The 25,844-nt window shown below is 45.3% G+C and carries 27 protein-coding genes; 24 read left to right on the top strand and 3 right to left on the bottom strand.

Translation table 11 applies throughout. The features are described from left to right. The 24 genes from K4H96_RS02295 to K4H96_RS02180 all read left to right on the top strand — a co-directional run bounded on the left by K4H96_RS02295 (position 1) and on the right by K4H96_RS02180 (position 23,214). On the top strand, positions 1–1,143 hold the full coding sequence (locus K4H96_RS02295) for a glucose-1-phosphate adenylyltransferase (RefSeq protein WP_002912070.1): 1,143 nt from the start codon (positions 1–3) through the stop codon (positions 1,141–1,143). Continuing rightward, entirely contained in the window at positions 1,133–2,272 is a 1,140-nt protein-coding gene (gene glgD / locus K4H96_RS02290; protein ID WP_223337565.1) for a glucose-1-phosphate adenylyltransferase subunit GlgD, read from the top strand. The genes K4H96_RS02295 and glgD overlap by 11 nt, the downstream gene beginning before the upstream one ends. Beyond that, on the top strand, positions 2,269–3,699 hold the full coding sequence (gene glgA / locus K4H96_RS02285; protein WP_223337566.1) for a glycogen synthase GlgA: 1,431 nt from the start codon (positions 2,269–2,271) through the stop codon (positions 3,697–3,699). The genes glgD and glgA overlap by 4 nt, the downstream gene beginning before the upstream one ends. Before the next feature lie 212 nt (positions 3,700–3,911). Continuing rightward, a complete protein-coding gene (locus K4H96_RS02280) occupies positions 3,912–6,308 on the top strand; it encodes a glycogen/starch/alpha-glucan phosphorylase (protein WP_223337567.1) in 2,397 nt (798 codons plus the stop codon). Between the two features lie 142 nt (positions 6,309–6,450). After that, the gene (locus K4H96_RS02275; RefSeq protein ID WP_223337568.1) at positions 6,451–6,951 is read left to right on the top strand and encodes a phosphatase PAP2 family protein; all 501 of its coding nucleotides are present in this window, start codon (positions 6,451–6,453) and stop codon (positions 6,949–6,951) included. Between the two features lie 124 nt (positions 6,952–7,075). Further along, the gene (manA, locus tag K4H96_RS02270; RefSeq protein WP_223337569.1) at positions 7,076–8,017 is read left to right on the top strand and encodes a mannose-6-phosphate isomerase, class I; all 942 of its coding nucleotides are present in this window, start codon (positions 7,076–7,078) and stop codon (positions 8,015–8,017) included. Positions 8,018–8,281: 264 nt separating this feature from the next. Beyond that, positions 8,282–8,482, top strand: a complete 201-nt coding sequence (locus K4H96_RS02265) for a F0F1 ATP synthase subunit C (protein ID WP_002896005.1) — start codon at positions 8,282–8,284, stop codon at positions 8,480–8,482. Between the two features lie 35 nt (positions 8,483–8,517). Then, positions 8,518–9,234 (top strand): F0F1 ATP synthase subunit A, encoded by a 717-nt coding sequence (atpB, locus tag K4H96_RS02260; protein ID WP_002896002.1) that lies wholly within the window; start codon positions 8,518–8,520, stop codon positions 9,232–9,234. A gap of 18 nt (positions 9,235–9,252) precedes the next feature. Continuing rightward, positions 9,253–9,747, top strand: a complete 495-nt coding sequence (atpF, locus tag K4H96_RS02255; protein WP_223337570.1) for a F0F1 ATP synthase subunit B — start codon at positions 9,253–9,255, stop codon at positions 9,745–9,747. Continuing rightward, positions 9,747–10,283: a F0F1 ATP synthase subunit delta gene (locus tag K4H96_RS02250; protein ID WP_002904151.1), complete on the top strand. Its 537-nt coding sequence runs from the start codon at positions 9,747–9,749 to the stop codon at positions 10,281–10,283. Before atpF ends, K4H96_RS02250 begins: the two co-directional genes overlap by 1 nt. 15 nt (positions 10,284–10,298) lie before the next feature. Continuing rightward, positions 10,299–11,804 (top strand): F0F1 ATP synthase subunit alpha, encoded by a 1,506-nt coding sequence (gene atpA, locus K4H96_RS02245; RefSeq protein WP_002895997.1) that lies wholly within the window; start codon positions 10,299–10,301, stop codon positions 11,802–11,804. A 15-nt stretch (positions 11,805–11,819) separates the two neighbouring features. Next, the gene (locus K4H96_RS02240) at positions 11,820–12,701 is read left to right on the top strand and encodes a F0F1 ATP synthase subunit gamma (RefSeq protein WP_002895995.1); all 882 of its coding nucleotides are present in this window, start codon (positions 11,820–11,822) and stop codon (positions 12,699–12,701) included. Positions 12,702–12,739: 38 nt separating this feature from the next. Next, positions 12,740–14,146 (top strand): F0F1 ATP synthase subunit beta, encoded by a 1,407-nt coding sequence (atpD, locus tag K4H96_RS02235; protein WP_002897903.1) that lies wholly within the window; start codon positions 12,740–12,742, stop codon positions 14,144–14,146. A gap of 7 nt (positions 14,147–14,153) precedes the next feature. Further along, entirely contained in the window at positions 14,154–14,576 is a 423-nt protein-coding gene (locus tag K4H96_RS02230) for a F0F1 ATP synthase subunit epsilon (protein WP_223337571.1), read from the top strand. A gap of 172 nt (positions 14,577–14,748) precedes the next feature. Next, the gene (locus K4H96_RS02225; RefSeq protein ID WP_002897901.1) at positions 14,749–14,979 is read left to right on the top strand and encodes a DUF1146 family protein; all 231 of its coding nucleotides are present in this window, start codon (positions 14,749–14,751) and stop codon (positions 14,977–14,979) included. A 67-nt stretch (positions 14,980–15,046) separates the two neighbouring features. Continuing rightward, positions 15,047–16,327 (top strand): UDP-N-acetylglucosamine 1-carboxyvinyltransferase, encoded by a 1,281-nt coding sequence (murA, locus tag K4H96_RS02220; protein WP_223337572.1) that lies wholly within the window; start codon positions 15,047–15,049, stop codon positions 16,325–16,327. Then, on the top strand, positions 16,320–16,502 hold the full coding sequence (locus K4H96_RS02215; protein ID WP_002917490.1) for a DNA-directed RNA polymerase subunit beta: 183 nt from the start codon (positions 16,320–16,322) through the stop codon (positions 16,500–16,502). The genes murA and K4H96_RS02215 overlap by 8 nt, the downstream gene beginning before the upstream one ends. 58 nt (positions 16,503–16,560) lie before the next feature. Beyond that, on the top strand, positions 16,561–17,421 hold the full coding sequence (locus tag K4H96_RS02210; protein WP_223337573.1) for a DNA/RNA non-specific endonuclease: 861 nt from the start codon (positions 16,561–16,563) through the stop codon (positions 17,419–17,421). Between the two features lie 177 nt (positions 17,422–17,598). Beyond that, a complete protein-coding gene (locus tag K4H96_RS02205; RefSeq protein ID WP_223337574.1) occupies positions 17,599–18,318 on the top strand; it encodes a matrixin family metalloprotease in 720 nt (239 codons plus the stop codon). A 4-nt stretch (positions 18,319–18,322) separates the two neighbouring features. Next, the gene (locus K4H96_RS02200; protein WP_223337575.1) at positions 18,323–18,688 is read left to right on the top strand and encodes a hypothetical protein; all 366 of its coding nucleotides are present in this window, start codon (positions 18,323–18,325) and stop codon (positions 18,686–18,688) included. A 100-nt stretch (positions 18,689–18,788) separates the two neighbouring features. Further along, the gene (locus K4H96_RS02195) at positions 18,789–20,684 is read left to right on the top strand and encodes an ABC-F family ATP-binding cassette domain-containing protein (RefSeq protein WP_223337576.1); all 1,896 of its coding nucleotides are present in this window, start codon (positions 18,789–18,791) and stop codon (positions 20,682–20,684) included. 45 nt (positions 20,685–20,729) lie between these two features. Next, on the top strand, positions 20,730–21,086 hold the full coding sequence (locus tag K4H96_RS02190) for a hypothetical protein (protein ID WP_045773717.1): 357 nt from the start codon (positions 20,730–20,732) through the stop codon (positions 21,084–21,086). Between the two features lie 4 nt (positions 21,087–21,090). Next, positions 21,091–21,954 carry an Rgg family transcriptional regulator gene (locus K4H96_RS02185; protein WP_223337577.1) on the top strand — a complete coding sequence of 288 codons (864 nt, stop codon included), beginning with the start codon at positions 21,091–21,093 and terminating at the stop codon, positions 21,952–21,954. A gap of 78 nt (positions 21,955–22,032) precedes the next feature. Beyond that, entirely contained in the window at positions 22,033–23,214 is a 1,182-nt protein-coding gene (locus tag K4H96_RS02180) for an MFS transporter (protein WP_317628001.1), read from the top strand. Between the two features lie 18 nt (positions 23,215–23,232). On the opposite strand, the gene K4H96_RS02175 is transcribed toward K4H96_RS02180, so the two are convergent. The 3 genes from K4H96_RS02175 to murT are packed head-to-tail and all read right to left on the bottom strand — an operon-like array spanning position 23,233 to position 25,637. After that, entirely contained in the window at positions 23,233–23,490 is a 258-nt protein-coding gene (locus K4H96_RS02175) for a LapA family protein (RefSeq protein WP_006267878.1), read from the bottom strand. An 18-nt stretch (positions 23,491–23,508) separates the two neighbouring features. Next, entirely contained in the window at positions 23,509–24,294 is a 786-nt protein-coding gene (gene gatD, locus K4H96_RS02170) for a lipid II isoglutaminyl synthase subunit GatD (RefSeq protein WP_223337579.1), read from the bottom strand. After that, positions 24,294–25,637, bottom strand: coding sequence for a lipid II isoglutaminyl synthase subunit MurT (gene murT, locus K4H96_RS02165; RefSeq protein ID WP_168956149.1), 1,344 nt, complete (start codon positions 25,635–25,637; stop codon positions 24,294–24,296). The genes gatD and murT overlap by 1 nt, the downstream gene beginning before the upstream one ends. Between the last annotated feature and the right edge of the window lie 207 nt (positions 25,638–25,844).

Below are 25,844 nucleotides of genomic sequence, written 5' to 3'. Positions count from 1 at the left end.
ATGAAGAATGAAATGCTAGCTTTGATTCTTGCCGGCGGGCAAGGAACTCGTCTTGGAAAGCTCACACAGAGTATCGCAAAACCTGCGGTACAGTTTGGCGGCCGCTATCGTATTATTGACTTCGCCTTGTCTAACTGTGCCAACTCCGGTATTCATAATGTCGGTGTCATTACTCAATACCAACCACTAGCTCTGAACAGTCATATCGGAAACGGTTCTAGCTGGGGGCTCGATGGTATTAACTCAGGCGTGTCCATTCTTCAGCCTTATTCTGCGAGCGAAGGAAATCGCTGGTTTGAAGGTACCAGCCATGCGATTTATCAAAATATTGACTATATCGACAGCATTAATCCTGAATATGTCCTGATTTTGTCTGGGGACCATATCTATAAGATGGATTATGATGATATGCTTCAATCTCACAAGGACAACAATGCCAGCCTGACAGTAGCCGTTCTGGATGTGCCTCTCAAAGAAGCCAGCCGTTTTGGTATCATGAATACAGATGCTAATAATCGGATTGTTGAATTTGAAGAAAAACCAGAACATCCTAAGTCAACCAAGGCTTCTATGGGGATTTATATCTTTGACTGGCAACGTCTGCGTAATATGCTGGTAGCTGCTGAAAAGAGTAATGTGGATATGTCTGACTTTGGTAAGAATGTTATCCCTAACTATCTTGAATCTGGTGAAAGCGTTTATGCTTATGATTTTGAAGGCTATTGGAAAGACGTTGGTACAGTAGAGTCTCTCTGGGAAGCCAACATGGAATACATCAGCCCAGAAAATGCTCTAGATAGCCGCAATCGTCGCTGGAAGATTTATTCTCGCAACTTGATTTCTCCGCCAAACTTCATCAGTGAAAATTCCCATGTAGAAGACTCGCTGGTCGTTGATGGATGTTTCGTTGACGGTACAGTAAAACACTCTATTCTTTCTACTGGTGCTCAAGTCAAAAAGGGCGCAGTCATTGAAGACTCTGTCATCATGAGTGGAGCTGTTATTGGCAAAGACGCTAAGATCAAGCGGGCCATTATCGGCGAAGGTGCTATCATCTCTGATGGTGTAGAGATTGATGGCACAGAGGAAGTATATGTTGTCGGATACAACGAGAAAGTGGGGGTACCAAAAGATGAAGATTGATAAATACTCAGCAATTTTAGGAAACACAGTCGGCTTCCATGATATGTCAACTCTGACAAATCATCGTCCAGTAGCCAGCTTGCCATTCGGTGGGAAATATCGCTTGATTGACTTCCCGCTTTCAAGCCTTGCCAATGCTGGTATTCGCAGTGTCTTTGGTATCTTCCAGCAGGACAATATCAGCTCTGTCTTTGACCATATTCGTTCTGGTCGTGAGTGGGGTCTGTCTACCTTGCTTAGCCACTATTACCTGGGAATCTACAATACTCGTGTAGAAAGCTCTACAGTCGGTGAGGAATACTATAAGCAGCTTTTGACCTACCTCAAACGTTCTGGTTCCAACCAAACTGTTGCACTTAACTGTGATATCTTGGTTAATATTGACCTCAATCAAGTTTTCCACTTGCATAATACAACAGAGCAGCCGATTACAGTTGTCTACAAGAAATTGCACAAGGAAAATATCTCAGATGTGAATGCTGTCCTAGATATTGGCGAAACGGACCATGTCAGAGGGCATAAACTCTTTGATGGCCGAGAAGATGCTGAGCTCTTCAATATGTCTACAGATATCTTTGTAGTGGATACTCCATGGCTGATTGAAAAGCTGGAAGAAGAAGCTAAGAAAGACCATCCGCAAAAGCTGCGCTATGTCCTGCGTGATTTAGCAACTCAGGAAGGGGCATTTGCTTACGAATATACAGGCTATCTGGCGAATATCTATTCTGTAGAGACCTACTACAGATCCAATATCGATATGCTTGAAAGTAAGAAATTCTACTCTCTCTTCAGTCCGAACCAAAAGATTTACACCAAGGTTAAGAATGAAGAGCCGACTTACTATGCTGAGTCTTCAAAAGTATCTCGCTCCCAGTTTGCGTCAGGAAGTATTGTGGAAGGTGAGGTCATCAATTCTGTGATTTCACGGAATACCAAGATTAAGACTGGAAGCAGTGTCAAACACAGTGTTCTCTTCCCTCGAGTGAAAGTTGGAGAAAATGCAACTGTCGAGTACGCGATTGTGGACAAGGGTGTTGAAATTGGCGAAGGAGTGGTGATTCGCGGAACAGCAGAAGACCCAATCGTAGTCAAGAAGGGCCAAAAAGTTACAGAGGACATAATTCGATGAAGATTTTATTTGCAGCAGCAGAAGGAGCCCCATTTTCTAAGACAGGTGGTTTGGGAGACGTTATCGGCGCTCTCCCCAAATCACTGGTCAAGGATGGCCATGAAGTTGGTGTCATTCTGCCATACTATGACATGACCCATGCCAAATTTGGCGACCAAGTGGAAGACCTTTTCTATTTTGAAGTCAGCGTTGGTTGGCGTCGTCAGTATGTTGGGGTCAAGCGACTGGTCTTGAACGGTGTGTCCTTCTATTTTATTGACAATCAGCATTATTTCTTCCGCGGCCATGTTTACGGGGATTTTGATGATGGTGAGCGCTTTGCATACTTCCAGTTAGCAGCAGTTGAGCTGATGGAGCGGATTGATTTCATTCCAGATGTTCTGCATGTTCACGATTATCATACAGCTATGATTCCTTTCTTGGTTAAGGAAAAATACCATTGGATTCAAGCATATCAGAATATCAAGACTGTCTTGACCATCCATAATCTGGAGTTCCAGGGTCAATTCCCTGACAGCATGCTTTGGGAACTGTTTGGAGTGGGCTATGAGCGCTATGCAGACGGAACCCTGCGTTGGAATGACTGTCTCAACTGGATGAAGGCTGGTATTCTCTATGCGGATCGAGTGACAACTGTATCACCAAGCTATGCAGGTGAAATCCGTACACCAGAATTTGGCTGTAATTTGGATCAAATCCTGCGGATGGAGTCTGGTAAGCTGGTCGGAATTGTCAACGGTATAGATACAGATATCTATAATCCAGAAACGGATCCGCTATTAGCCCATCACTTTGACAAATCTGACTTATCTGGTAAACTAGAAAACAAGCGGGCTTTGCAAGAACGGGTTGGTCTGCCTGTGCGTGACGATGTGCCGGTAGTTGGGATTGTTTCCCGTCTGACCCGTCAGAAAGGCTTTGACTTGGTAGTGGAAGAGCTGCATAATCTCCTCCAGGAAGATGTGCAGATTATCCTCTTGGGAACAGGCGATCCAGCTTTTGAGCAGGCTTTCGCTTGGTTTGGTCATGCCTATCCTAATAAGCTTTCAGCCAACATCCTCTTTGATGTGACCTTGGCTCAGGAGATTTACGCTGCCAGCGATATTTTCCTCATGCCAAGCCGTTTCGAACCTTGTGGCCTGTCACAAATGATGGCTATGCGCTACGGAACCCTGCCTTTGGTGCATGAAGTGGGCGGTCTGCGTGATACCGTCGAGCCTTACAATGCCTATACAGGACAGGGAACTGGCTTTAGCTTCAATAACTTTTCTGGCTACTGGCTGACTTGGACCTTCAAGGAAGCACTCAGGCTTTATGCCGATGACAAGAAAGCTTGGAAATCTCTGCAAGAGCAGGCGATGGAGAGAGACTTCTCTTGGGATACAGCCAGCAAGGCATACAGTGATTTATATCAATCACTCCTATAACATTTACTTTGGAATCAGTATAAGCAAATCCTCTCTTGCCCATTGGACAAGGGAGGATTTCCGTGAGAATTACATTTTTATATATTATCATACTGTGTTGGAGCTCTGTTTTTGCTTGTGGCTGAAGTGAGCTATTCCCATCTTGATTGAAAAAAGTATTTCTACGTTTAAATCTGCTTCCCGCTATTAAGAAAGGGAGATAACCATCCACTATGGAACTAACAAAAGAACGTTTTATTCGAGATTTTAAGGATATTCTACATGAAAGACAGCTGATTAAGGTTGCCGATGCGACTTCAGTGGAGCTTTTTCAGGCTTTGGCCAGCACTGTCCGCAAGTATATCACGCCCCTTTGGCTGGAGCGCCGCAATCAGTTGATTGAGCAGCAGCAAAAGACAGCTTATTACTTTTCTATTGAGTTTCTTCCAGGGCGCATGCTGGAAACCAATCTGCTCAACTTAGGTATCCTCGATATGGTTAAGGAAGGCTTTGCCGATTTGGGCGTTGACTTTGAAGATGTTAAGAATGCTGAGTATGACATGGCCTTGGGGAATGGCGGTCTGGGCCGCTTGGCGGCTGCCTTTATGGACTCGCTGGCAACCACTGGCTATCCAGGATTTGGAAATGGGATTCGCTATCGCTATGGCCTCTTTAAGCAACGCATCGTAGATGGCTATCAGGTAGAAATTCCTGATGCTTGGTTTGGCAGTCTGGGCAATGTCTGGGAAACCCGTAAGGACCATGATATTGTTGATGTTAAAATCTTCGGAAATGTTTCCCTCCACGCCAATGAAAAGGGCCGGATTGTGCCTCTTTATGAGAATTCCAAAACCTTGCGTGCGGTGCCTTACGATGTGCCGCAGATTGGCTTTGGCAATGACAATGTCAACAATCTCCGTCTTTGGGATGTTGAAATTCCAGAAGAGTATGAACTGGACTATCCGACTATTGAAGCTCGTCGCCGTGTGCAAGACATCACTGCCATTCTCTATCCAGACGATTCTAGCTACGAAGGAAAAGAGCTACGCTTGATTCAGGAATACTTTATGACCAGTGCAGGTCTGCAGACCATTATCAAATCCTACCTCAAGCAAGGTCGCCCGCTCAAGGATATTCATGAGAAGGTCTCTGTCCATATCAACGATACCCACCCAGCTGTCGCACCGGCTGAGTTTATGCGTCTCTTGGTGGATGAGTACGACCTGGAATGGGCAGACGCTTGGAATGCTACGGTTAAAACTATGAGCTATACCAATCATACCATCCTGTCTGAAGCCTTGGAAAAATGGGATGCAGAGCTCTTTAAGAATGTCCTGCCGCGGGTTTATCAGATTATCCTTGAAATTGACAACCGCTATGTAGCTGAAATGGCTGGGCGCGGCCTTGATCCGCAAGTCATCGAAAACACTCGGATCGTCAAGGACAATCAAATCCACATGGCTCACTTGGCTATCATCGGTGGTCATTCAATCAATGGTGTTGCCAAACTCCACACCGAACTGCTCAAAGAAGACACCTTGCGTGATTTCTACAGCATTTACCCAGAGAAGTTTAATAACAAAACCAACGGGATTATCCAGCGCCGCTGGCTGCAAATTGCGGACCAGCCTCTGTCAGCTGAGATTGATAAGCTGATTGGTAAGGGCTGGAGAAGTGATATCCATGAGCTGCGTAAGCTTTTGGAATTCAAGGATGATCCGCAAGTGCTGGGCGATTTTTATCGAGTGAAGCAAGAAGCTAAGGCTCGTCTGGCTGACTTCATCAAGGAATCAACAGGAGTGGAAGTTTCTACAGAAGCCATCTTTGATGTCCAGGTGAAACGCCTCCATGCCTACAAGCGTCAGCTTCTTAACCTGCTTCATATCATCAAGCTCTACTGGGACCTCAAGGACAATCCTGATAAGGATATGGTGCCACGCGTCTTTATCTTCGGTGCCAAGGCTGCTCCAGGCTACCACTTTGCCAAGTCGGTTATCAAGCTAATCAATGAAGTAGCCAATCTGGTCAACAAGGATGAAAGTCTGCAAGGTAAACTCAAGGTTGTTTTCCTAGAAAACTACAGGGTCAGCCTAGCTGAGTTAATCATTCCTGCAGCAGATGTATCAGAGCAGATTTCTCTGGCTTCCAAGGAGGCTTCTGGTACTTCCAACATGAAGTTCATGATGACAGGTGCCATTACTCTGGCTACATTGGACGGAGCCAATATCGAAATCAAGGACGAGGTCGGTGACGACAACATTGTTATTTTCGGGATGGACAAGGACCAAGTTTACGAGCACTATGCCCGCCATGATTATTACTCACGAGGTGTCTATGAAAGCAATCCAGATATTCGCCGAGTGGTCGATACCTTTGTCAACGGCACCATTCCAAATGTTCGTGAAGAAGGCTCTGAAATCTACGAAGCCCTCATCACCCACAATGACGAATACTTCCTCTTGGAAGACTTCCACTCCTATGTAGAAGCTCAAGAGAAGATTGATGCTCTCTATCGTGACAAAGAAAAATGGGCTCGCATGAGCTTGATTAATATCGCTACATCTGACAAGTTTACCTCAGACGATACCATTGAGCAATATGCCAAGGAAATCTGGAACTTGGAGAAATAATACTCCTGAGAAAACATAAACAATAAGAGATTGGGGCCTGGGTCTCAGTCTCTTTTGCTATCAAACTACCATCTTGTCTAGAAATATGCTATAGTAGAGAAAGTATGAGTGTCCAATTTTTAGAAAAGCAGGGTAAGCAAGCATGAAAGACTACACGATTTTTTATCAACAATTAACGACTCCCTTTCGCAGTCGCCCTCAGTGGCTGAAAGGGCTGGTTTACTTCAATCGGGGAATGACCCTCTTCATACCTATTGTTTATGGCCTCGTTCTAATCAGTGCCTTTCTGACGGAAGACTGGAAAGGGCTGCTTACTTTTTTCTTCTTACCAGCTATCGGATTTGGTCTGTTGTCAGCTATTCGTAAATGGCTGAATCAGCCACGACCTTACGAAAAATGGGCTATTCAACCCTTGTTGGCCAAGGATACATCAGGTAAATCCATGCCCAGCCGCCATGTCTTTTCGGCGACAGTGATTTCCATGTGCCTGCTCTACTTTTTCTGGCTGCCGGGGCTTATCTGCCTCTTGCTTTCAGCAGGACTGGCCGCAGTGCGCGTGATTGGCGGCGTACACTATCCAAAGGATGTGCTGGTCGGTTATCTTTGCGGCATTTGCTGGGGAGCTTTACTCTTTTTATTATAAAGGAATTGCTTTCAGCAGATAGTAGACAAAGTGCCTATGCTATATTATAATGAAAGCAGTAACAACCGTTTCGATACCAAGGGTTATTCCTTGCTGGATGTAAAAAATATTTAAGGAGTCTACTATGTCAGAACCATTATTTCTACAGTCTGTGATGCAGGAGAAGATTTGGGGTGGGACCAAACTGCGCGATGTCTTTGGCTATGAGATTCCCAGCGACCATGTAGGGGAGTACTGGGCTATCTCGGCTCATCCTAATGGTGTGTCAACCGTCAAGAACGGACGATTTGCCGGCCAGAAGTTAGATGTTCTCTATGCCGAGCACCGTGAGCTTTTTGGCAATCGTCCGGAACCTGTCTTTCCACTTTTGACCAAGATTTTAGATGCCAATGACTGGCTTAGTGTTCAGGTCCATCCTGATGATGCTTATGGACTAGAGCACGAAGGGGAGCTTGGTAAGACTGAATGCTGGTATGTCATTGCTGCAGACGAAGGAGCAGAAATTATCTATGGTCACAATGCCAAGAGCAAGGAAGAGTTGCGCCAGCAGATTGAGAGCAAGGACTGGGACCGTCTCCTGACCAAAATCCCAGTCAAGGCTGGCGATTTCTTCTATGTACCAAGCGGTACCATGCATGCCATTGGCTCAGGTATTCTGATTTTGGAAACTCAGCAGTCCAGTGACACAACCTACCGTGTCTATGACTTTGATCGTAAGGATGATGCTGGCAATCTTCGTGAACTGCATTTGGAGCAGTCGATTGACGTTCTGACTATCGGTGAGCCTGCCAATAGCCGTCCTGTTACCATTCAGGCAGATAGTTTGACTTCTACTCTTTTGGTGGCCAATGACTTCTTTGCTGTTTACAAGTGGGATATCGCTGGTTCAGTCAATTTTAAAAAGACAGCAGACTACAGCTTGGTCAGTGTCTTGGAAGGTGTCGGTGAGCTAGAAGTTGGTGGGGCAGTTTATCCTCTTGAAAAAGGGGAGCATTTCATCCTGCCAAGCGACGTCACTGAATGGACCTTGTCTGGGGATTTGCAGCTGATTGTCAGCCATCCATAATTATAGAAAAATCAAGAGCAAATAATCACTTTGCTCTTTTTTCTTTAAAAAATATATGAAATAAGTGAAATTTTAATCACTTTCTTCTTATTTATATAGCAGAATAGTTTGTATCTCAATAATAATTCAATTGTTTTGACAGGAAAATTTATAAATCAAAAGAATGAAACAAAAAACGCTTACAACGGTGGCAAAAGATTGACTATTTGATATTTTAGGAGTAAACTAAGGAAGTAAATTTTAAAATATAAAGGAGAAGTCATCATGAATTTAACATATTTAGGACTTTGTTTGGCCTGCTTGGGCGTATCAATTGCTGAAGGTATGATTATGAGTAATCTATTTAAGGCGGCAGCTCGTCAGCCAGAAATTATCGGTCAATTACGAAGCCTCCTAATCTTGGGAGTAGCCTTTGTTGAAGGTACTTTCTTTGTAACGCTGGCTATGTCCTTTGTTATCAAATAAGAAAGGATTCTCTTTAGAAAAGGGGGTGTCATCTGTTGGAAGAAAGTATTAATCCAACTATCAATATAGGTCCTGTGACCTTTGATTTGACCCTGCTGGCCATGACTCTGCTGACGGTGTTTGTAACTTTTGGACTTGTTTATTGGGCAAGTCGAAAGATGACGATTAAGCCGTCAAGAAAGCAGAATGCTTTGGAATATATCTATGACTTTGTCATAGATTTTACCAAGGGAAACGTTGGCGAGCATTATATGAAGAATTACTCGCTTTTTCTATTCTCCCTCTTTCTTTTCGTTGCTGTGGCAAATAACTTGGGGTTAATGGCTAAGGTTCAGACAACCAATGGTTTCAATCTCTGGACATCGCCGACAGCCAATCTCGCTTTTGACCTAGGCTTCTCTCTTTTAGTGACGGTATTCTGTCATGTAGAAGGAATCCGTCGTCAAGGTATAAAAGGATATCTGAAAGGTTTTGTGACTCCAGGTATCATGACACCCATGAATATCTTGGAAGAATTTACCAATTTTGCTTCGCTAGCCTTGCGGATTTATGGGAATATTTTTGCAGGTGAAGTATTGGCTGGTTTGCTCTTGACTTGGGCACATCAAGCAGCGTATTGGTATCCAATTGCCTTTATTATGAACATGGTTTGGACTGGTTTTTCCATCTTCATTTCCTGTATCCAAGCCTATGTTTTTACCATGCTAACATCTATGTATCTTGGTAAAAAGATTAATGGTGAGGTAGAATAAAAAGAAAGGATAGATAAAATGAATATAACCGTAGGTGAAATTATTGGCAACTTTATCTTCATTGCCGGCTCCTTTCTTCTTTTAGTATTTCTCATTAAGAAGTTTGCTTGGGGCAATATTATCGGGATTTTAGATCAGCGTGCTCAAAAGATTTCAGACGATATTGATGGTGCAGAAGCTGCCCGTAAGAAAGCTGAAGACTTGGCGCAAAAGCGTGAGGAAGCTCTGGCAGGCAGTCGGGTCGAAGCAGTTTCTATCGTTGAGACAGCTAAGGAGACAGCTGAGAAGAATAAGGCTGGAATCCTAGCTAATGCAGCAGAAGAAGCAGGGCGCTTGAAGGCTAAAGCCAATCAGGAAATTGCCCAAAACAAGGCAGAGGCTATGAGCAGCATCAAAGGAGAAGTGGCTGACTTGACAGTGGCTCTGGCTAGTAAGATTTTGAGCCAGGAACTGGATAAGGAAGCTCAGAGCGAGCTCATCGACCGCTATATCAAACAGTTAGGAGATGCCTGATGGATAAGAAGCAATATGCAATCATTGAGAAATATGCTTTGCCTTTTGTTCAGACGGTCTTTGAAAAAGGTCAGCAAGAAGATGTTTTTGAAAAACTGAGTCAGATTAAGGCTGTTTTTGCGGAGACCGGCCTTGCTGACTTTTTGTCACATATCGGCATCAGTGACCATGAGAAAGAGAAGAGTCTGAGACTCTTTCAAAACTCTGGTTCGCAATTGCTTGATAATCTGATTGAAATCGTCATTCTCAATCATCGTGAGGACCTCTTTTATGAGATTGTGCTGGAGAGCCAGCACCAGCTTGAAAAGATTAGCAATGAGTTTGAGGTGACGCTACGCTCTGTTCAGCCTTTGACAGCCAGTCAGAAGGAGAAGATTCGGCCGATTATTGAGCAGAAGATGGGCCTAAAAGTCCGTTCGCTCAAGGAAGAATTGGACAGCAGCTTGATTGGTGGCTTTGTCATCTCTGCCAATAACAAAACAATTGATGCAAGCATAAAACGTCAATTACAAGTCGTAAAAGAAAAATTGAAATAGAAAGTGGTGTGAATTTTGGCGATTAACGCACAAGAAATCAGCGCTTTAATTAAGCAACAAATTGAAAATTTCCAGCCAAATTTTGACGTCACAGAAACAGGGGTCGTCACTTATATTGGTGATGGAATTGCGCGTGCTCATGGTCTGGATAAGGCTATGAGCGGAGAGCTGTTAATCTTTGAAAATGGCTCTTATGGTATGGCGCAAAATCTAGAGTCGACCGATGTTGGGATTATCATCTTGGGAGACTTTACAGACATTCGTGAGGGAGATACCATTCGTCGGACTGGTAAAATCATGGAAGTTCCTGTGGGAGAGGCCTTGATTGGACGGGTTGTTGATCCGCTGGGTCGTCCTGTTGATGGACTTGGTGACATTGTCACGGACAAGACACGTCCGGTTGAAACACCGGCTCCTGGTGTTATGCAGCGTAAGTCAGTATCTGAGCCTTTGCAGACAGGTCTCAAGGCTATTGATGCCTTGGTTCCGATTGGCCGCGGCCAGCGGGAGCTGATTATCGGGGACCGTCAGACTGGGAAGACGACCATTGCCATTGATGCCATCCTGAACCAGAAAGGTCAGGATATGATTTGTATCTATGTGGCGATTGGTCAGAAAGAATCTACCGTTCGTACGCAGGTAGAAACGCTCCGTCAGTATGGTGCTTTGGACTATACCATTGTCGTGACAGCCTCTGCTTCACAGCCGTCGCCTTTGCTTTTCCTAGCGCCTTATGCTGGTGTAGCGATGGCAGAAGAGTTCATGTATAATGGCAAGCATGTTTTGATTGTCTATGATGACTTGTCTAAGCAGGCTGTAGCCTACCGTGAACTGTCCCTCTTGCTCCGTCGTCCGCCAGGCCGTGAGGCCTTTCCAGGAGATGTTTTCTATCTGCATAGCCGTCTCCTGGAACGTTCAGCCAAGGTTTCTGATGAGCTGGGCGGTGGTTCGATTACAGCTTTGCCATTTATTGAAACGCAGGCAGGAGATATTTCAGCTTATATCGCGACCAACGTGATTTCAATCACTGACGGACAAATTTTCCTCAGCGACAGCCTGTTCAATGCTGGGGTACGTCCAGCTATTGATGCAGGTTCTTCTGTATCACGGGTTGGGGGCTCTGCCCAAATCAAAGCTATGAAGAAAGTAGCTGGAACCCTGCGTATCGACCTGGCTTCTTATCGGGAGCTGGAGGCCTTTACTAAGTTTGGTAGTGATTTGGATGCAGCAACGCAGGCCAAACTCAATCGTGGACGCAGGACTGTAGAAGTCTTGAAACAGCCGATTCATGAGCCGCTGCCGGTTGAAAAGCAGGTCGTGATTCTCTATGCTTTGACCCATGGTTTCTTAGACAGTGTGCCAGTAGACGATATTCTGCGCTTTGAGTCAGAACTATTTGCCTACTTTGATGCACATCAAGAAAGCATTTATGAAACCATTCGGACAACGAAAGATCTTCCAAGCGAAGAAGTCTTGGATGCTGCCATTACTGAGTTTATTGACCAGTCTAGCTTCAAATAAGAATAGAGGTGTCAGATGGCAGTTTCATTAAATGATATTAAAAATAAAATTGCATCCACGAAAAACACCAGTCAAATCACCAATGCCATGCAGATGGTTTCTGCTGCTAAGTTGGGAAAGTCTGAGGAAGCAGCTAAGAACTTTCAGGTCTATGCCCAGAAAGTGCGTAAGTTAGTTACGGATATGCTGCATGGCCACGAGGCAGAAAATGCCCGTCATCACTCAATGTTAATCAGTCGGCCAGTCAAGAAATCAGCCTATATTGTCATTACTTCTGACCGCGGTCTGGTAGGCGGTTATAACGCAACCATTCTCAAGGCTTTGATGGAGCTGAAAGCTGAGTACCATCCGACTGGAGAGGACTTTGAAGTCATCTGTATCGGAAGCGTCGGTGCGGATTTCTTCCGAGCTCGGGGCATTCAGCCAGTTTATGAACTGCGTGGTCTAGCCGACCAGCCTAGCTTTGATGAGGTTCGTAAAATCATTAGCAAAACCATTGAGATGTATCAGAATGAACTCTTTGATGAGCTCTATGTCTGCTATAACCACCATGTCAACAGTCTGACCAGTCAGATGCGGGTGGAGCAGATGCTGCCAATTATTGACTTGGACCCCAATGAAGCTGATGAAGATTATACGCTGAATCTGGAACTGGAGTCCAGTCGGGATTCTATCTTGGACCAACTGCTGCCCCAGTTTGCAGAGAGCATGATTTACGGTGCTATTATTGATGCCAAGACGGCTGAGAATGCTGCCGGCATGACTGCTATGCAGACAGCGACAGACAATGCTAAAAAGGTCATCAGTGATTTGACTATTCAGTACAACCGCGCTCGGCAGGCTGCCATTACGCAGGAAATTACTGAAATCGTGGCGGGTGCAAGTGCCCTAGAATAAGGCCACAAATGAATTAGAAATTAAACGAGGGAAAAAACATGAGCTCAGGCAAAATTGCTCAGGTTATCGGGCCGGTCGTAGACGTTGCGTTTGCTGCCGGAGACAAACTACCTGAGATAAATAATGCACTTGTAGTCTATAAAAATGATGAGAAAAAATCAAAAATCGTCCTTGAAGTAGCTCTTGAGCTTGGTGACGGTGTGGTGCGGACCATTGCCATGGAGTCGACCGATGGTTTGACGCGTGGTTTAGAGGTCTTGGATACTGGTCGTCCTATTTCTGTGCCAGTCGGCAAGGAAACTCTGGGGCGGGTGTTCAATGTCCTTGGGGATACTATTGACTTGGATGCGCCATTTCCTGCTGATGCAGAGCGCCAGCCGATTCATAAGAAGGCACCGACCTTTGATGAACTATCAACTTCATCAGAAATCCTGGAAACAGGGATCAAGGTTATCGACCTCCTGGCACCTTATCTGAAAGGTGGGAAAGTTGGTCTCTTTGGCGGTGCCGGAGTAGGGAAAACAGTCCTGATTCAGGAATTGATCCACAACATTGCCCAAGAGCACGGTGGGATTTCTGTCTTTACAGGTGTTGGTGAACGGACGCGTGAAGGGAATGACCTCTACTGGGAAATGAAAGAGTCTGGCGTTATCGAAAAGACGGCTATGGTCTTTGGTCAGATGAATGAACCGCCAGGAGCTCGGATGCGGGTTGCTCTTACCGGACTGACTATCGCGGAATATTTCCGTGATGTGGAAGGTCAGGACGTGCTGCTCTTTATTGACAACATCTTCCGCTTTACGCAGGCTGGTTCGGAAGTATCTGCCCTTTTGGGCCGCATGCCGTCAGCCGTTGGTTACCAACCAACACTTGCGACAGAAATGGGACAGTTACAAGAACGGATTACCTCAACCAAGAAAGGTTCCGTTACTTCCATCCAGGCTATTTATGTACCAGCGGATGACTATACTGACCCAGCACCAGCGACAGCTTTTGCTCACTTGGACTCTACAACCAACCTAGAGCGGAAATTGGTTCAGCTTGGGATTTATCCAGCCGTGGATCCATTGGCTTCCAGCTCTCGTGCCCTTTCTCCTGAGATTGTCGGAGAAGAGCACTATGCAGTGGCAGCAGAGGTTAAGCGGGTTCTGCAACGTTATCATGAATTGCAGGATATCATTGCTATCCTTGGTATGGATGAGTTATCAGATGATGAGAAGACGCTGGTTGCACGTGCGCGTCGGATTCAGTTCTTCCTGTCACAGAACTTCAATGTGGCGGAGCAATTTACCGGCCAGCCAGGCTCTTATGTACCAGTAGCTGAAACGGTTCGTGGTTTCAAGGAAATCCTTGAAGGTAAGCACGATAAGCTGCCAGAAGACGCCTTCCGTGGTGTGGGATCCATCGAGGATGTATTGGCCAAGGCTGAGAAAATGGGATTCTAAGAGGTGAATGATGGCTCAAATGACAGTACAAATCGTGACACCGGATGGTCTTATTTATGATCACCATGCTGCATTTGTTTCCGTAAAGACCATTGATGGTGAGCTGGGGATTTTGCCCCGCCACATCAATACCATTGCTGTTTTAGAAGTAGATCAGGTCAAAGTACGCCGGGTTGATGATGACAAGCATATCGACTGGATTGCGGTCAACGGCGGAATCATTGAAATTGCAGACAATGTCATTACCATTGTGGCGGATTCAGCTGAGCGTGCGCGAGATATCGATATTAGTCGGGCTGAGCGAGCTAAGCTCCGAGCTGAGCAAGAAATCGAAGAAGCACATGATAAGCATTTGATTGACCAAGAACGCCGGGCTAAGATTGCCCTGCAGCGGGCAATCAACCGGATCAATGTCGGAACAAGATTATAAGAAGCTATTTTACATAGATTGATGGAAGTCATTGATCATCTGGTAAGATGCTTTCATGAATACAAAATGAATATGCAAAACTGAGGCAGATCTGTCTCAGTTTTCTTTTCCAAAAAAAGGACAGGACTGTTTAGTTCGTCTCTCACTCGGGTCTTGTGGTATAATAAAAGTTATGGTAGAAGTTATTTTTAAATTATGCAGTCATTTGCTCTTTATTTTCTTTGCCTTTCATCTGCTGTCAACAGTTGTTGAGTGGGAGAGATTTTTCAAGGTTAATGCCGATAATGCCATGAAGATTCGCTTTTTGATTCTCTTGTTCAGCATCGCCTTGGGCTATCTGGTTAGCCTTTTCTTCATTGGTATTTACGATATGAGCCGGGCGATTTTTAACGGTACTTTATAAGGTCATATTTTTGATTTTATGGTATGATAGTATGGATGATTTTAAAAATTTAGAGTAAGGAATCGGTATGGAAAAAATTATTATTCAAGGTGGAGATAATCGTTTAGTTGGAAAGGTCAAGATTGAAGGAGCAAAAAATGCGGTGCTGCCTCTCTTGGCAGCAACAGTCTTGGCTAGCGAGGGCCAGTCTGTTTTGAAAAATGTTCCGGTCTTGTCTGATGTCTTTACCATGAACAATGTGGTCCGCGGTTTAAACACTCAGGTGGATTTTAATCAGGAAGAAAATACAGTTGTTGTGGATGCCACCCAGCCCTTGTCTGAGGAGGCACCTTACAAATACGTCAGCAAAATGCGGGCGTCTATCGTTGTTTTGGGGCCAGTTCTGGCTCGTAATGGTCATGCTAAGGTTTCCATGCCTGGCGGCTGTACGATTGGCAGTCGGCCTATTGACTTGCACCTAAAAGGTCTTGAAGCCATGGGAGCTCAGATTACTCAAACAGCGGGTTACATCGAAGCTAAAGCCGATCGGCTCAAAGGTGCTCACATTTACATGGACTTTCCCAGTGTAGGAGCAACACAAAACATCATGATGGCTGCGACGCTGGCTCAAGGTACGACAGTGATTGAAAATGCTGCTCGGGAGCCTGAAATCGTTGACCTAGCTCTCTTTTTGAATGAAATGGGAGCCAAGGTCAGAGGAGCAGGTACTGAGACTCTGACTATTGTCGGAGTGGATCAGTTGCGAGGGGCCAAGCATAATGTGGTTCAAGACCGTATCGAAGCAGGGACTTTTATGGTTGCTGCAGCTATGACCAGCGGTGACTTGCTGATTGAGGATGCCATTTGGGAGCACAACCGTCCCCTGCTTTCCAAAATGCAGGAAATGGGAGTGGAAGTGACAGAGGAAGATGAAGGGATTCGGGTTCGTTCCGATGTTTCGAAGCTCAGACCAGTTTCGGTCAAGACCCTTCCTTATCCGGGCTTCCCTACCGACATGCAGGCTCAGTTTACGGCGCTCATGGCTATGGCCAAGGGCGAGTCTACGATGATTGAGACCGTCTTTGAGAACCGCTTCCAGCATCTGGAGGAAATGCGTCGGATGGGGCTGCACTCTGATATCATGCGTGACACAGCTCGCATCTGGGGCGGTGGCAGTCTTCAGGGAGCTGAAGTCATGTCAACTGACCTTCGGGCCAGTGCGACTTTGATTCTGATGGGCTTGATTGCCGAAGGCGAGACCAAGGTCAGCAAGCTGGTACACTTAGACCGAGGCTACTACAAATTCCATGAGAAATTGGCAGCCTTGGGAGCCAAAGTGAAGCGTGTAAAGGAAGAAGACGATGAGTGAAAATCTTAAATATTTAGGCCGGCAGATTGGCCTTGTTTTACTGGTTCTCTTGGTAGCCGTGATTCTCTTTTTCGTGGCTCTGATGATTGGCTATAATGTTATCGGAAATGGTAAGGGATCTATCTGGTCGCCAGAAACCTGGCAAGAATTAATCGGGAAGTTTACTGGAAACTAGCTCCTAGTCGAAAAGACTGGCTGAAATGATTCCAGTTTGCTAAGTTGAAAGAAAGAAGATGAAAAGAAAGACTAGTCAGAAAAGGAATTCTAAGAGCCTGCAAGGCTGGGCTGGGTTGACTCTGGCCTTGATTTTGGCTCTGGCTGGCTATTTCTGGGGACAGGATGGTCAGCAGCTGCTTCAAAGTCCAAATTCAGAAATCAGAGTTGGGCAAGTCCAAGATCAGGGCACCCCTAGTCAGGAACTGGCTGAGAGCGTTCTGACGGATGCTGTCCGAGCTCAGCTCAAAGGCAGCATTGAATGGAACGGAGCTGGTGCCTTTATCGTGAATGGAAATAAGACAGACTTGGATGCAGGGATTTCGAGTAAGCCCTACGCTGACAATAAGACCAAGCTTGTTCAAGGGAAAACCCTTCCGACGGTGGCGAATGCCTTTTTATCCAAGTCTACCCGCCAGTACAAAAAACGGGAAGAAACTGGAAATGCCAACACTTCATGGGTTCCAGCTGGCTGGCATCAACTCAAGAAGCTCCCTGGTGAGTACAATCATGCTGTGGACCGGGGACATCTTTTGGCCTATTCTCTGATTGGTGGTTTGAAGGGCTTTGATGCCTCTACCAGCAATCCTGCCAATATCGCTGTGCAGACGGCCTGGTCCAACCAAGCCAATGAAGCGGATTCGACAGGGCAGAATTACTACGAGACAAAGATCCGTAAGGCTTTGGATAAGAACAAGCGGGTGCGCTACCGGGTAACCTTGATTTATGCTACGGAGACGGATTTAGTGCCGGTTGGTTCTCATCTAGAGGCCAAGTCCAGCGATGGTAGTCTGGAATTCAATGTCTTTATCCCGAATGTGCAAAAAGGGATTCGCCTGGACTATAATAGTGGAAGGGTCAGTCTGGACAAGGGTTCTTGATTTTATACTCAAAAATGGATTTGCAAAGAGTATTCAATAGTATGAAAAGAAATGGTTGCAGATTTGTAGTCATTTTCTTTTATACTAATAGATGAGAAGAAGGCTAATTTTTCAGCCTTTTTTAAGAAAGCGGTGGTAAAATCAACGTTCTCTTACAATCTAGTAAAGGAGGTTGCAATGGGACTTATTTTTAAAAGTATCCGGTTCCTTATGCGTCTGATTGGGCGCGTGGTTTGGGGACTTGCCTGGTCCTTTGTCCTGAGCTTTATGGTTATTGTCGGAATTTTCTATTTTACCACTTCGACAGAATCGGGTACAGAGGGACTGACGCAGGCTGTTCAGACAGCTGTTGGCAGAGTGGATCAATTTTTAAATCACCAAGGCATTTCCACAGGGCTTCACAGCAGTGAGGAGACGCAGACGGATCAGCTGACAGATGAGCATGCAACAACAGAGGCTCGTTGGGATCAGCCAAGTGCCACGATTTATATCGATACAAATAATGAAACCTTCCGTTCAGCCTATAAGGAGGCCATTGATTCTTGGAATCAAACAGGTGCCTTCACCTTTCAAATCATCAATGACAAAGACAAGGCGGACATTGTTGCAACGGAGATGAACGATGGCAACATCAGTGCAGCTGGTGAAGCTGAGTCGCAGACCAATCTCCTAACCAAGCGGTTTACCCATGTCACGGTTCGCCTGAATAGTTACTACCTGCTGGACAGTCGCTATGCTTATTCTCATGAGCGGATTGTCAATACAGCGGCGCACGAATTGGGCCATGCTATCGGATTAGACCATAATGAGGAGGAATCAGTGATGCAGTCAGCAGGCTCATTTTACAGTATCCAGCCGACAGATATCCAGGCTGTAAAAGACTTGTATCAATCGTAAGCCTATGTTAAAATCTATTTTTTACTTGATTCGACACTTTCCAGAGCAAGTTTTTCTCTTTGTTTTTAACTCGGGAATCTTTGTCTGGCTATGGAAAAGCGGCAATGAGATTGCCAACCAGATAGGAGTGACAGCGGCTTGGGAAAATCATGTTCCGGCGCCCATTCAGGTCTTCTTCGGCCAGAATATTGAAGCAGTTCAGGGATTTTTTCACAATTCCGCCTTTATGTGGCTAGTCGGGTCCATGATTATCCTTCTGGTTATTCGTCTGATTAAGGGAATGATTAAATTTGTTGTCTTTGCAGTTCTGATTCTGCTGGGAATTTATCTGATTTTGCAGAATCAATCTATTCTCAATAGTTTTATGTAAGGCGGTCTGGTATGACTGTCTTTTTTCTTTTGGGGGAGCTGAGTTCGCTTTCTCTTGAATTCTGATAGCTGTGCTTCTGGAAATTTGCTATAATGGTCTTATGATTATTTTACAAGCAAGCAAGATTGAGCGCTCTTTTGCAGGGGAGCTTCTTTTTGACAATATTAACCTGCAGGTGGATGAGGGTGACCGGATTGCCCTCGTCGGTAAAAATGGAGCTGGGAAGTCAACCCTTCTCAAGATTTTGGTGGGCGAGGAAGAGCCTACTTCTGGTCAGATCAATAAAAAACGAGACCTGTCTCTGTCCTATCTGGCTCAGGATAGCCGCTTTGAGTCGGAGAATACTATCTACGACGAGATGCTGCTGGTCTTTGATAGTCTGCGTCAGCAAGAGAAGCGCTTGCGGCAGATGGAGCTGCAAATGGGAGAATTGTCAGGGGAAGATCTGACTGCTCTCATGACCCAGTATGACGAGCTTTCAGAGGATTTTCGCCAGAAAGGTGGTTTTACCTACGAGGCCGATATTCGAGCTATTTTGAATGGCTTCAAGTTTGACCAGTCCATGTGGAAGATGAAGATTTCTGAACTGTCAGGCGGTCAGAATACCCGTCTGGCTCTGGCCAAGATGCTTTTGGAAAAGCCAGAACTGCTGGTACTGGACGAGCCGACCAACCACTTGGATATCGAGACCATTGCCTGGCTGGAGACTTACTTAATCAACTACAGCGGTGCCCTGATCATCGTCAGCCACGACCGCTATTTCCTAGACAAGGTTGCGACCATCACGCTGGACTTGACCAAGCATTCCTTGGATCGCTATGTGGGCAATTACTCTACTTTCGTGGTCCAAAAGGAGCAAAAGCTGGCCACTGAAGCCAAGAACTATGAAAAGCAACAGAAAGAAATCGCTGCGCTGGAGGACTTTGTCAATCGCAATCTGGTTCGGGCTTCCACAACCAAGCGGGCTCAGTCCCGTCGTAAGCAGCTGGAAAAGATGGAGCGTTTGGACAAGCCGGAGACCGGCAGCCGCTCGGCTAATATGACCTTCAAATCTGATAAAGTTTCGGGCAATGTTGTTCTGACCCTGGAAGATGCGGCTATTGGCTATGGCGAGGAAGTCCTATCGGAGCCAATTAACCTCGATATTCGCAAGTTTAATGCGGTAGCTATTGTCGGGCCAAATGGGATTGGAAAGACGACTCTGATTAAATCACTAATCGGGCAAGTGCCCTTCATCAGAGGCAAGGAGCAGCTGGGGTCTAATGTGGAAGTGGGCTACTATGACCAGACCCAGAGTAAACTGACTGCCAGCAATACGGTACTTGATGAGCTATGGAACGACTTCAAGCTAACGCCAGAGGTCGAAATTCGCAATCGCTTAGGCGCTTTCCTCTTCTCGGGAGACGATGTCAAGAAGTCTGTCGGCATGCTGTCGGGTGGAGAGCGGGCGCGACTGCTTCTAGCCAAGCTGTCTATGGAAAACAACAACTTCCTCATCCTAGACGAGCCGACCAACCATCTGGACATTGACAGCAAGGAAGTGCTGGAAAATGCCCTGATTGACTTTGACGGCACCTTGCTCTTTGTCAGCCATGACCGTTACTTTATCAATCGCGTAGCCACCCAGATCATCGAGCTTTCTGAAACAGGCTCTACCCTTTATCTAGGTGATTATGACTACTATCTGGAGAAAAAGGCAGAGCAGGAAGCCTTGCGTGAGGAGACGGAGCAGGTTGATTCTGATAAGCCATCATCTACCAATGACTATCAGCTTCAAAAGGAAAACCAGAAAGAACAGCGCCGGCTGGCCCGCCGCCTAGAGCAATTGGAAGCGCAAATCGAGGACTTGGACATTCAGATCAGTCAGCTTCAGGAAGCCATGCAGGCTACTAATGACGCCGCCGAACTCATGGAGAGCCAGCAGCAAATCGACCAGCTGACTGCCGCCCAAGAAGAAGCCATGCTAGAATGGGAAGAACTTGCGGAGAAGGTGTAGTATTTTTAGGGGCAGTCAGTCCGCCCGCTTTGAAAGGAGCTACTGATGACGACAGAAAACGATTGGTTTATGCGGCAGATCAAGGGAGCGGCCAATATGCTTGGTTCGGCTCTGCGCCTAACAATCCAGCATTTAGATCTGGGGCAGTTTGAAGATGAGCAAGGCCGGCAGCTTGATGGAGCTGATTATTTGCAAGAGCTGCTGGAAAGCGAGCATTTTGCAGAGGCTGCTGATTTCGTTCAGGCCCAGATGAAGCGCCTGCCTTTCCATCAATATGAGATACTGGCGGACCAGTTCTTGCTTTATCTGGCCAGTCTAGAAGCCCCAGCAAAAGACCGGAATGGCTTGGATGAAGCCTATTTACAGGATTTGGAAAAGCAACTGAAAGAATTTAAGTGGTAAACAAATGGAAGATTTAGGCAAAGTTTTTCGTGATTTTCGTTTAAATGGGCATTATTCTTTGAAGGAAGCGGCGGGTCAGGTTTGCTCTACCTCTCAGCTGTCTCGTTTTGAGCTGGGTGAGTCGGACATGACCTTCTCGAAATTTTTAGATCTCTTGGATAATATTCATGTGACTCTTGAAAATTTTATAGACAAGGCACGGAATTTCCAGCAGCATGAGCACGTGGCTATGATGGGTAAGATTATCCCTCTTTACTACTCAAATGACATCAAGGGATTTCAGGACTTGCAAGCGGAGCAGTTGGAAAAGGCCAAGGCCAGCAGTGCGCCTCTTTACTATGAACTGAATTGGATTTTGATGCAGGGCTTGATTTGTCAGCGAGACAGCCAGTTTCGTATGAGGCAAGAGGATTTAGATAAGGTGGCTGATTATCTTTTCCAAGTGGAAGACTGGACTATGTATGAGCTGATTCTCTTTGGCAATCTCTATAGTTTTTATGATGTGGACTATGTCTACCGTCTGGGCAAGGAAGTTATGGAGCGGGAGGACTACTACAAAGAAATCGGTCGCCATAAGAGACTAGTCTTGATTCTAGCGCTCAATTGCTACCAGCATTGTTTGGAAAGTCGTTCTTTTGATAAGGCTAGTTATTTTGAGTCATACGTGGAGAAAATCATTGGCAAGGGCATCAAACTCTATGAACGCAATGTATTCCTCTATCTCAAGGGTTTTGCGGCTTATCAGAAGGGACAGAAGAAGCAGGGAATCAAGCAAATGCAGGAAGCCATGCACATCTTTGAAGTTCTGGAACTACCTGAGCAAGTCGCCTATTATCAAGAGCATTTCGAAAAGTTTGTAAAAGTATAATTTCCCAAATATGGGAAAAATATAGAACCTCCCTCCATTCCTGATACAATAGTTTCAGAAATGGAAGGAGGTATTTTTATGAATCGACAGGCAGCGCAGCTGATTACACGGGCTGCTATTAATAAAATTGGGAATATGCTTTATGATTATGGGAATAGCATCTGGCTTGCTTCTTTGGGAGCTCTGGGACAGACGGTCTTGGGCATTTACCAGATATCGGAGCTAGTCACTTCTATCTTATTTAATCCTTTGGGTGGGGCCATTACGGACCGCTTTTCCAGACGTAAGGTGCTGATGGTAGCAGATTTGATTTGTGCCGGTCTTTGTCTATTGATTTCTTTTATTTCAAATGACCAGCTCATGATTGGAGCGCTGATTTTTGCTAATGTGGTTCAGGCTATAGCCTTTGCTTTTTCTCGGCCAGCTAATAAGTCTTATATTACCGAAATTGTGGACAAGGAAGACATTGTAACCTACAATTCTCATCTGGAATTGGCCTTGCAGGTTATCAGTGTCTCAGCTCCAGTTTTGTCTTTTATCGTGATGCAGTATGCAAATCTGCGCGTGACTCTTCAGCTGGATGCTCTTAGCTTCTTTCTGGCTTTTGCCTTGGTTTACTTTCTGCCTAATCATGAGCCAAGCAAGCAGAAGTCTCCCATCAATTTTGGAAATATCCTGAGAGATATCAAGGAAGGTTTAGTTTATATCCGTCAGCAAAAAGAAATCTTCTTTCTGCTTTTGGTAGCTTCTGCAGTCAACTTTTTCTTTGCGGCCTTTAATTATCTATTGCCTTTCACCAATCAGCTCTACGGTAAGACCGGCTCTTATGCAAGCATTCTGAGTTTGGGTGCTATAGGCTCAATCATCGGAGCCATTCTAGCCAGCAAGGTTAAGGCCACTATGGGAAATCTACTCCTAGCTCTGCTATTGACTGGTGTTGGAGTCGCAGTCATGGGCATCTCTGCCTTGCTACCGGTTCATCCATATTTCTCCTATTCTGGTAATCTTATCTGCGAGCTCTTTATGACTGTTTTCAATATTCATTTCTTCAGCCAGGTTCAGACCAAGGTGGACAAGCAGTATCTAGGCCGCGTTTTCTCAACAATCTACACGCTGGCAATTCTTTTCATGCCTCCTGCGACTTTTCTGATGACTGTTCTGCAGAGTGTCCATACCTTTTCCTTTCTCCTGATTGGTTTCGGAGTGATGGGATTGGCTTTGATTTCCTACCTTTATCAAAAGAAAATACAAAAAGACTAGGTTGGAGTGATTTCCAACCTAGTTTTCTGTATGGGAATTTTTAAGTGCTTCTTTGGTTTTCTTTAGCTCTTTTTTCAGCGAGAAGTTTTTTAGCATGCTGATGAGAAAGGTCGTGACAGAGCCTAGGAGCACTGAGACCAAAATCAATATGATTAAGGGAAGTTTGAAGCTAAATAGGATAAAGCTAACATTGACGCTCTGCATATTGGCCAAGGAAATACTGGCAACCAATAGAATGGTAATTAAAAGCAGGATATAGTGTAATTTTTCTTTCATAGTGATTCTCCTGTTTGTCTATTCAAACTCAGCCTTACTTTTGATATCTCCGTATTCTTCTGGGATTTCTTGGGCAAGGATATCTTCATAAGCAGCCAGTTTAATATCTGAGCCATACTTGTTTTTCAGAGCAGTGGTCACCAGACGGTAGGCCAAGTTCGCATTGCGGGACAAGATGGGACCATGGAAGTAGGAGCCAAAGACATTTTTATAATGAACACCTTCGCACCCATCCTCTTGGTTGTTGCCATTTCCATAGACGACTTTGCCCAGAGGTTTTTCATCGTCAGCGAGGAAAGTCCGTCCTTGGTGATTTTCAAAGCCGTAGTAGGTTTCATCGAATTCTTCGTTATGAATCTTGATGTCACCGATATAGCGATTATTGGTCTGGTTGAGGGTATAGTGACCCATGATGCCCAGACCTTCGATTCGTCGGCCAGAAGCTTCTATATAGTATTGGCCTAAGAGTTGGAAACCACCGCAGATAGCTAGCACAACGCCATTTTCATTGATAAAACTTTCCAAAGCTTCTTTTTTAGACGGCAAGTCACGAGCCACAATCGTTTGCTCATAGTCTTGACCTCCGCCAAAGAAGACGATGTCGTAGCTGTCCTTGTCAAAGTCATCTTCTAGAGAGACGATATCGACTTTAACCCTAGCGCCTAGTTTTTCAGCCACATACTTGAGCATGAGGACATTGCCGTTGTCGCCGTAGGTATTCATGAGATTGCCATAGAGGTGAGCAATCTTTATATCATAGCAATAGTCCTGATTTTCAGGAGAAGTGAGGGAACTGTATACCATTAGTTCATCTCCTTTCTGACCACTTGTCGTTCTGCCAGTAATTCGCGAAATTCCAGCATAGCGGTATAAGTTGCTAAGATATAGGCATGCTTGGTTTCTTGCTGCTCAATGGTCTTAAAGACTGCTTCCAAATCTTTGACTTCAGTAATCTGATCTGCTGGATAGCCCGTTACCCGAAGTCGACGTGCAATCTCTGAGTGGCGGACACCACCTGCAATGACATGAGGAATCTCCATCTCTAAAATCTTCTCAAAGTCAGCATCCCAAATCCAGCTGGTATCAATGCCGTCCGCATAGTTGGCGTTGAGTAGGACCGACAAGCTAAAGTCAAAGGGTGCAAGTCCAATCATATCCAGTGCTTGGGTCGCCCCAACCGGATTTTTAATCAAGACTAAGGTACATTCCTTGTCGCCGATTTTGAAGGTTTCCTGACGGCCAAAGACAGCTCGGCTCTTGTCAAAGCCAGCCTTGATAGTAGCCGGCTCAACGCCAAAGAACTGAGCTACTGATACTGCTGCTAGAGCGTTGTAGATATTGTAGAGACCGCCGATATTGATTTGATAGTCTTGACCATCAATGGTAAAGGCAGAGCGGTTATGCTCAAGCGTTTTGAGAGCGGTCAGGCTGTAGTCAAGCTTAGGACGTTTGAAGCCACAGTCCACACAGATATAAGCCCCCAGATTGGCATAGGTGTTGAGTTCGTATTTGAGGATATGCTCGCACTTGGGACAGAGGATGCCCTCAGTATTGTAGTGAGCGAGCTGAGCCTGACCTTTCTCGGTGTCAAATCCATAGTAGCGGACAGGATTCTTTAGGCTGACCGAGTTAAAGAGAGGGCTGTCGCCATTCATCAGTACAGTTGCTTCAGGCACTTTAGCTGCAGCATCCAGAATCATCTGGTAGGTCGTGTAGATCTCACCATAGCGGTCCATCTGGTCGCGGAAAATATTGGTAAAGACGAAGAGGCTGGGTTTGATATAATCACAAATCCGAGATAGGCTGGCTTCGTCTATTTCCAGCACAGCGATATTCTTGCCAGATTTGCCTTTTTTAGCTGTCAGGAAGGTTGTCGTAATCCCCGTAATCATATTGGCACCACTGGGATTGGTCACCACTTGTCCGAAGGCTTCCTTGAGAATGCCTACTGTCAGAGCTGTAGTCAGAGTTTTCCCATTGGTTCCGGTAATAACCACGACCTCATAGTTCTTCGCTAGGTTTTGTAAAATATTCTTATCAAATGTCAGGGCAACTTTCCCCGGCAGAGTAGAGCCGCGTCCCATTTTGCTGAGAACAAAGTGGGAGGACTTGCCTGCCAAGAGGCCCAAGGCTGTATTTATCTTCATAAGAAATATTTTATCATAAAAAAGTAAAGAAGGTTACAGAAAAATATTGACAAACGTGATATAATGGGTTGGTAAGTCTTTAAGCATTAAGACCCACTGTAAAATAAAAAGAGAGAAGTTAATTGAGTAAACTCTTATTACAAGGTAAAATCAGGCTGTTACTAGATTTAATAAGTTCGATTTGTTACTACAGCTGTTTGATTTTGT

The sequence above is a fragment of the Streptococcus sanguinis genome (assembly GCF_020729765.1).
Classification (GTDB): domain Bacteria; phylum Bacillota; class Bacilli; order Lactobacillales; family Streptococcaceae; genus Streptococcus; species Streptococcus sanguinis_Q.
Note: the sequence above shows the minus strand (reverse complement) of the source record. Positions and strands in the feature narration are given on the sequence as shown.

Bases quoted from the DNA above. Each gene is read 5' to 3' on its own strand.
- murA (WP_223337572.1), top strand. From the start codon at position 15,047: ATGGAAAAAATTATTATTCAAGGTGGAGATAATCGTTTAGTTGGAAAG.
- K4H96_RS02210 (WP_223337573.1), top strand. From the start codon at position 16,561: ATGAAAAGAAAGACTAGTCAGAAAAGGAATTCTAAGAGCCTGCAAGGC.
- K4H96_RS02265 (WP_002896005.1), top strand. From the start codon at position 8,282: ATGAATTTAACATATTTAGGACTTTGTTTGGCCTGCTTGGGCGTATCA.
- atpF (WP_223337570.1), top strand. From the start codon at position 9,253: ATGAATATAACCGTAGGTGAAATTATTGGCAACTTTATCTTCATTGCC.
- K4H96_RS02205 (WP_223337574.1), top strand. From the start codon at position 17,599: ATGGGACTTATTTTTAAAAGTATCCGGTTCCTTATGCGTCTGATTGGG.
- atpD (WP_002897903.1), top strand. From the start codon at position 12,740: ATGAGCTCAGGCAAAATTGCTCAGGTTATCGGGCCGGTCGTAGACGTT.
- K4H96_RS02185 (WP_223337577.1), top strand. From the start codon at position 21,091: ATGGAAGATTTAGGCAAAGTTTTTCGTGATTTTCGTTTAAATGGGCAT.
- K4H96_RS02240 (WP_002895995.1), top strand. From the start codon at position 11,820: ATGGCAGTTTCATTAAATGATATTAAAAATAAAATTGCATCCACGAAA.
- manA (WP_223337569.1), top strand. From the start codon at position 7,076: ATGTCAGAACCATTATTTCTACAGTCTGTGATGCAGGAGAAGATTTGG.
- K4H96_RS02230 (WP_223337571.1), top strand. From the start codon at position 14,154: ATGATGGCTCAAATGACAGTACAAATCGTGACACCGGATGGTCTTATT.
- glgD (WP_223337565.1), top strand. From the start codon at position 1,133: ATGAAGATTGATAAATACTCAGCAATTTTAGGAAACACAGTCGGCTTC.
- K4H96_RS02175 (WP_006267878.1), bottom strand. From the start codon at position 23,490: ATGAAAGAAAAATTACACTATATCCTGCTTTTAATTACCATTCTATTG.
- glgA (WP_223337566.1), top strand. From the start codon at position 2,269: ATGAAGATTTTATTTGCAGCAGCAGAAGGAGCCCCATTTTCTAAGACA.
- K4H96_RS02215 (WP_002917490.1), top strand. From the start codon at position 16,320: ATGAGTGAAAATCTTAAATATTTAGGCCGGCAGATTGGCCTTGTTTTA.
- K4H96_RS02190 (WP_045773717.1), top strand. From the start codon at position 20,730: ATGACGACAGAAAACGATTGGTTTATGCGGCAGATCAAGGGAGCGGCC.
- K4H96_RS02225 (WP_002897901.1), top strand. From the start codon at position 14,749: ATGGTAGAAGTTATTTTTAAATTATGCAGTCATTTGCTCTTTATTTTC.
- K4H96_RS02200 (WP_223337575.1), top strand. From the start codon at position 18,323: ATGTTAAAATCTATTTTTTACTTGATTCGACACTTTCCAGAGCAAGTT.
- K4H96_RS02275 (WP_223337568.1), top strand. From the start codon at position 6,451: ATGAAAGACTACACGATTTTTTATCAACAATTAACGACTCCCTTTCGC.
- gatD (WP_223337579.1), bottom strand. From the start codon at position 24,294: ATGGTATACAGTTCCCTCACTTCTCCTGAAAATCAGGACTATTGCTAT.
- K4H96_RS02250 (WP_002904151.1), top strand. From the start codon at position 9,747: ATGGATAAGAAGCAATATGCAATCATTGAGAAATATGCTTTGCCTTTT.
- K4H96_RS02195 (WP_223337576.1), top strand. From the start codon at position 18,789: ATGATTATTTTACAAGCAAGCAAGATTGAGCGCTCTTTTGCAGGGGAG.
- K4H96_RS02180 (WP_317628001.1), top strand. From the start codon at position 22,033: ATGAATCGACAGGCAGCGCAGCTGATTACACGGGCTGCTATTAATAAA.
- K4H96_RS02280 (WP_223337567.1), top strand. From the start codon at position 3,912: ATGGAACTAACAAAAGAACGTTTTATTCGAGATTTTAAGGATATTCTA.
- murT (WP_168956149.1), bottom strand. From the start codon at position 25,637: ATGAAGATAAATACAGCCTTGGGCCTCTTGGCAGGCAAGTCCTCCCAC.
- K4H96_RS02295 (WP_002912070.1), top strand. From the start codon at position 1: ATGAAGAATGAAATGCTAGCTTTGATTCTTGCCGGCGGGCAAGGAACT.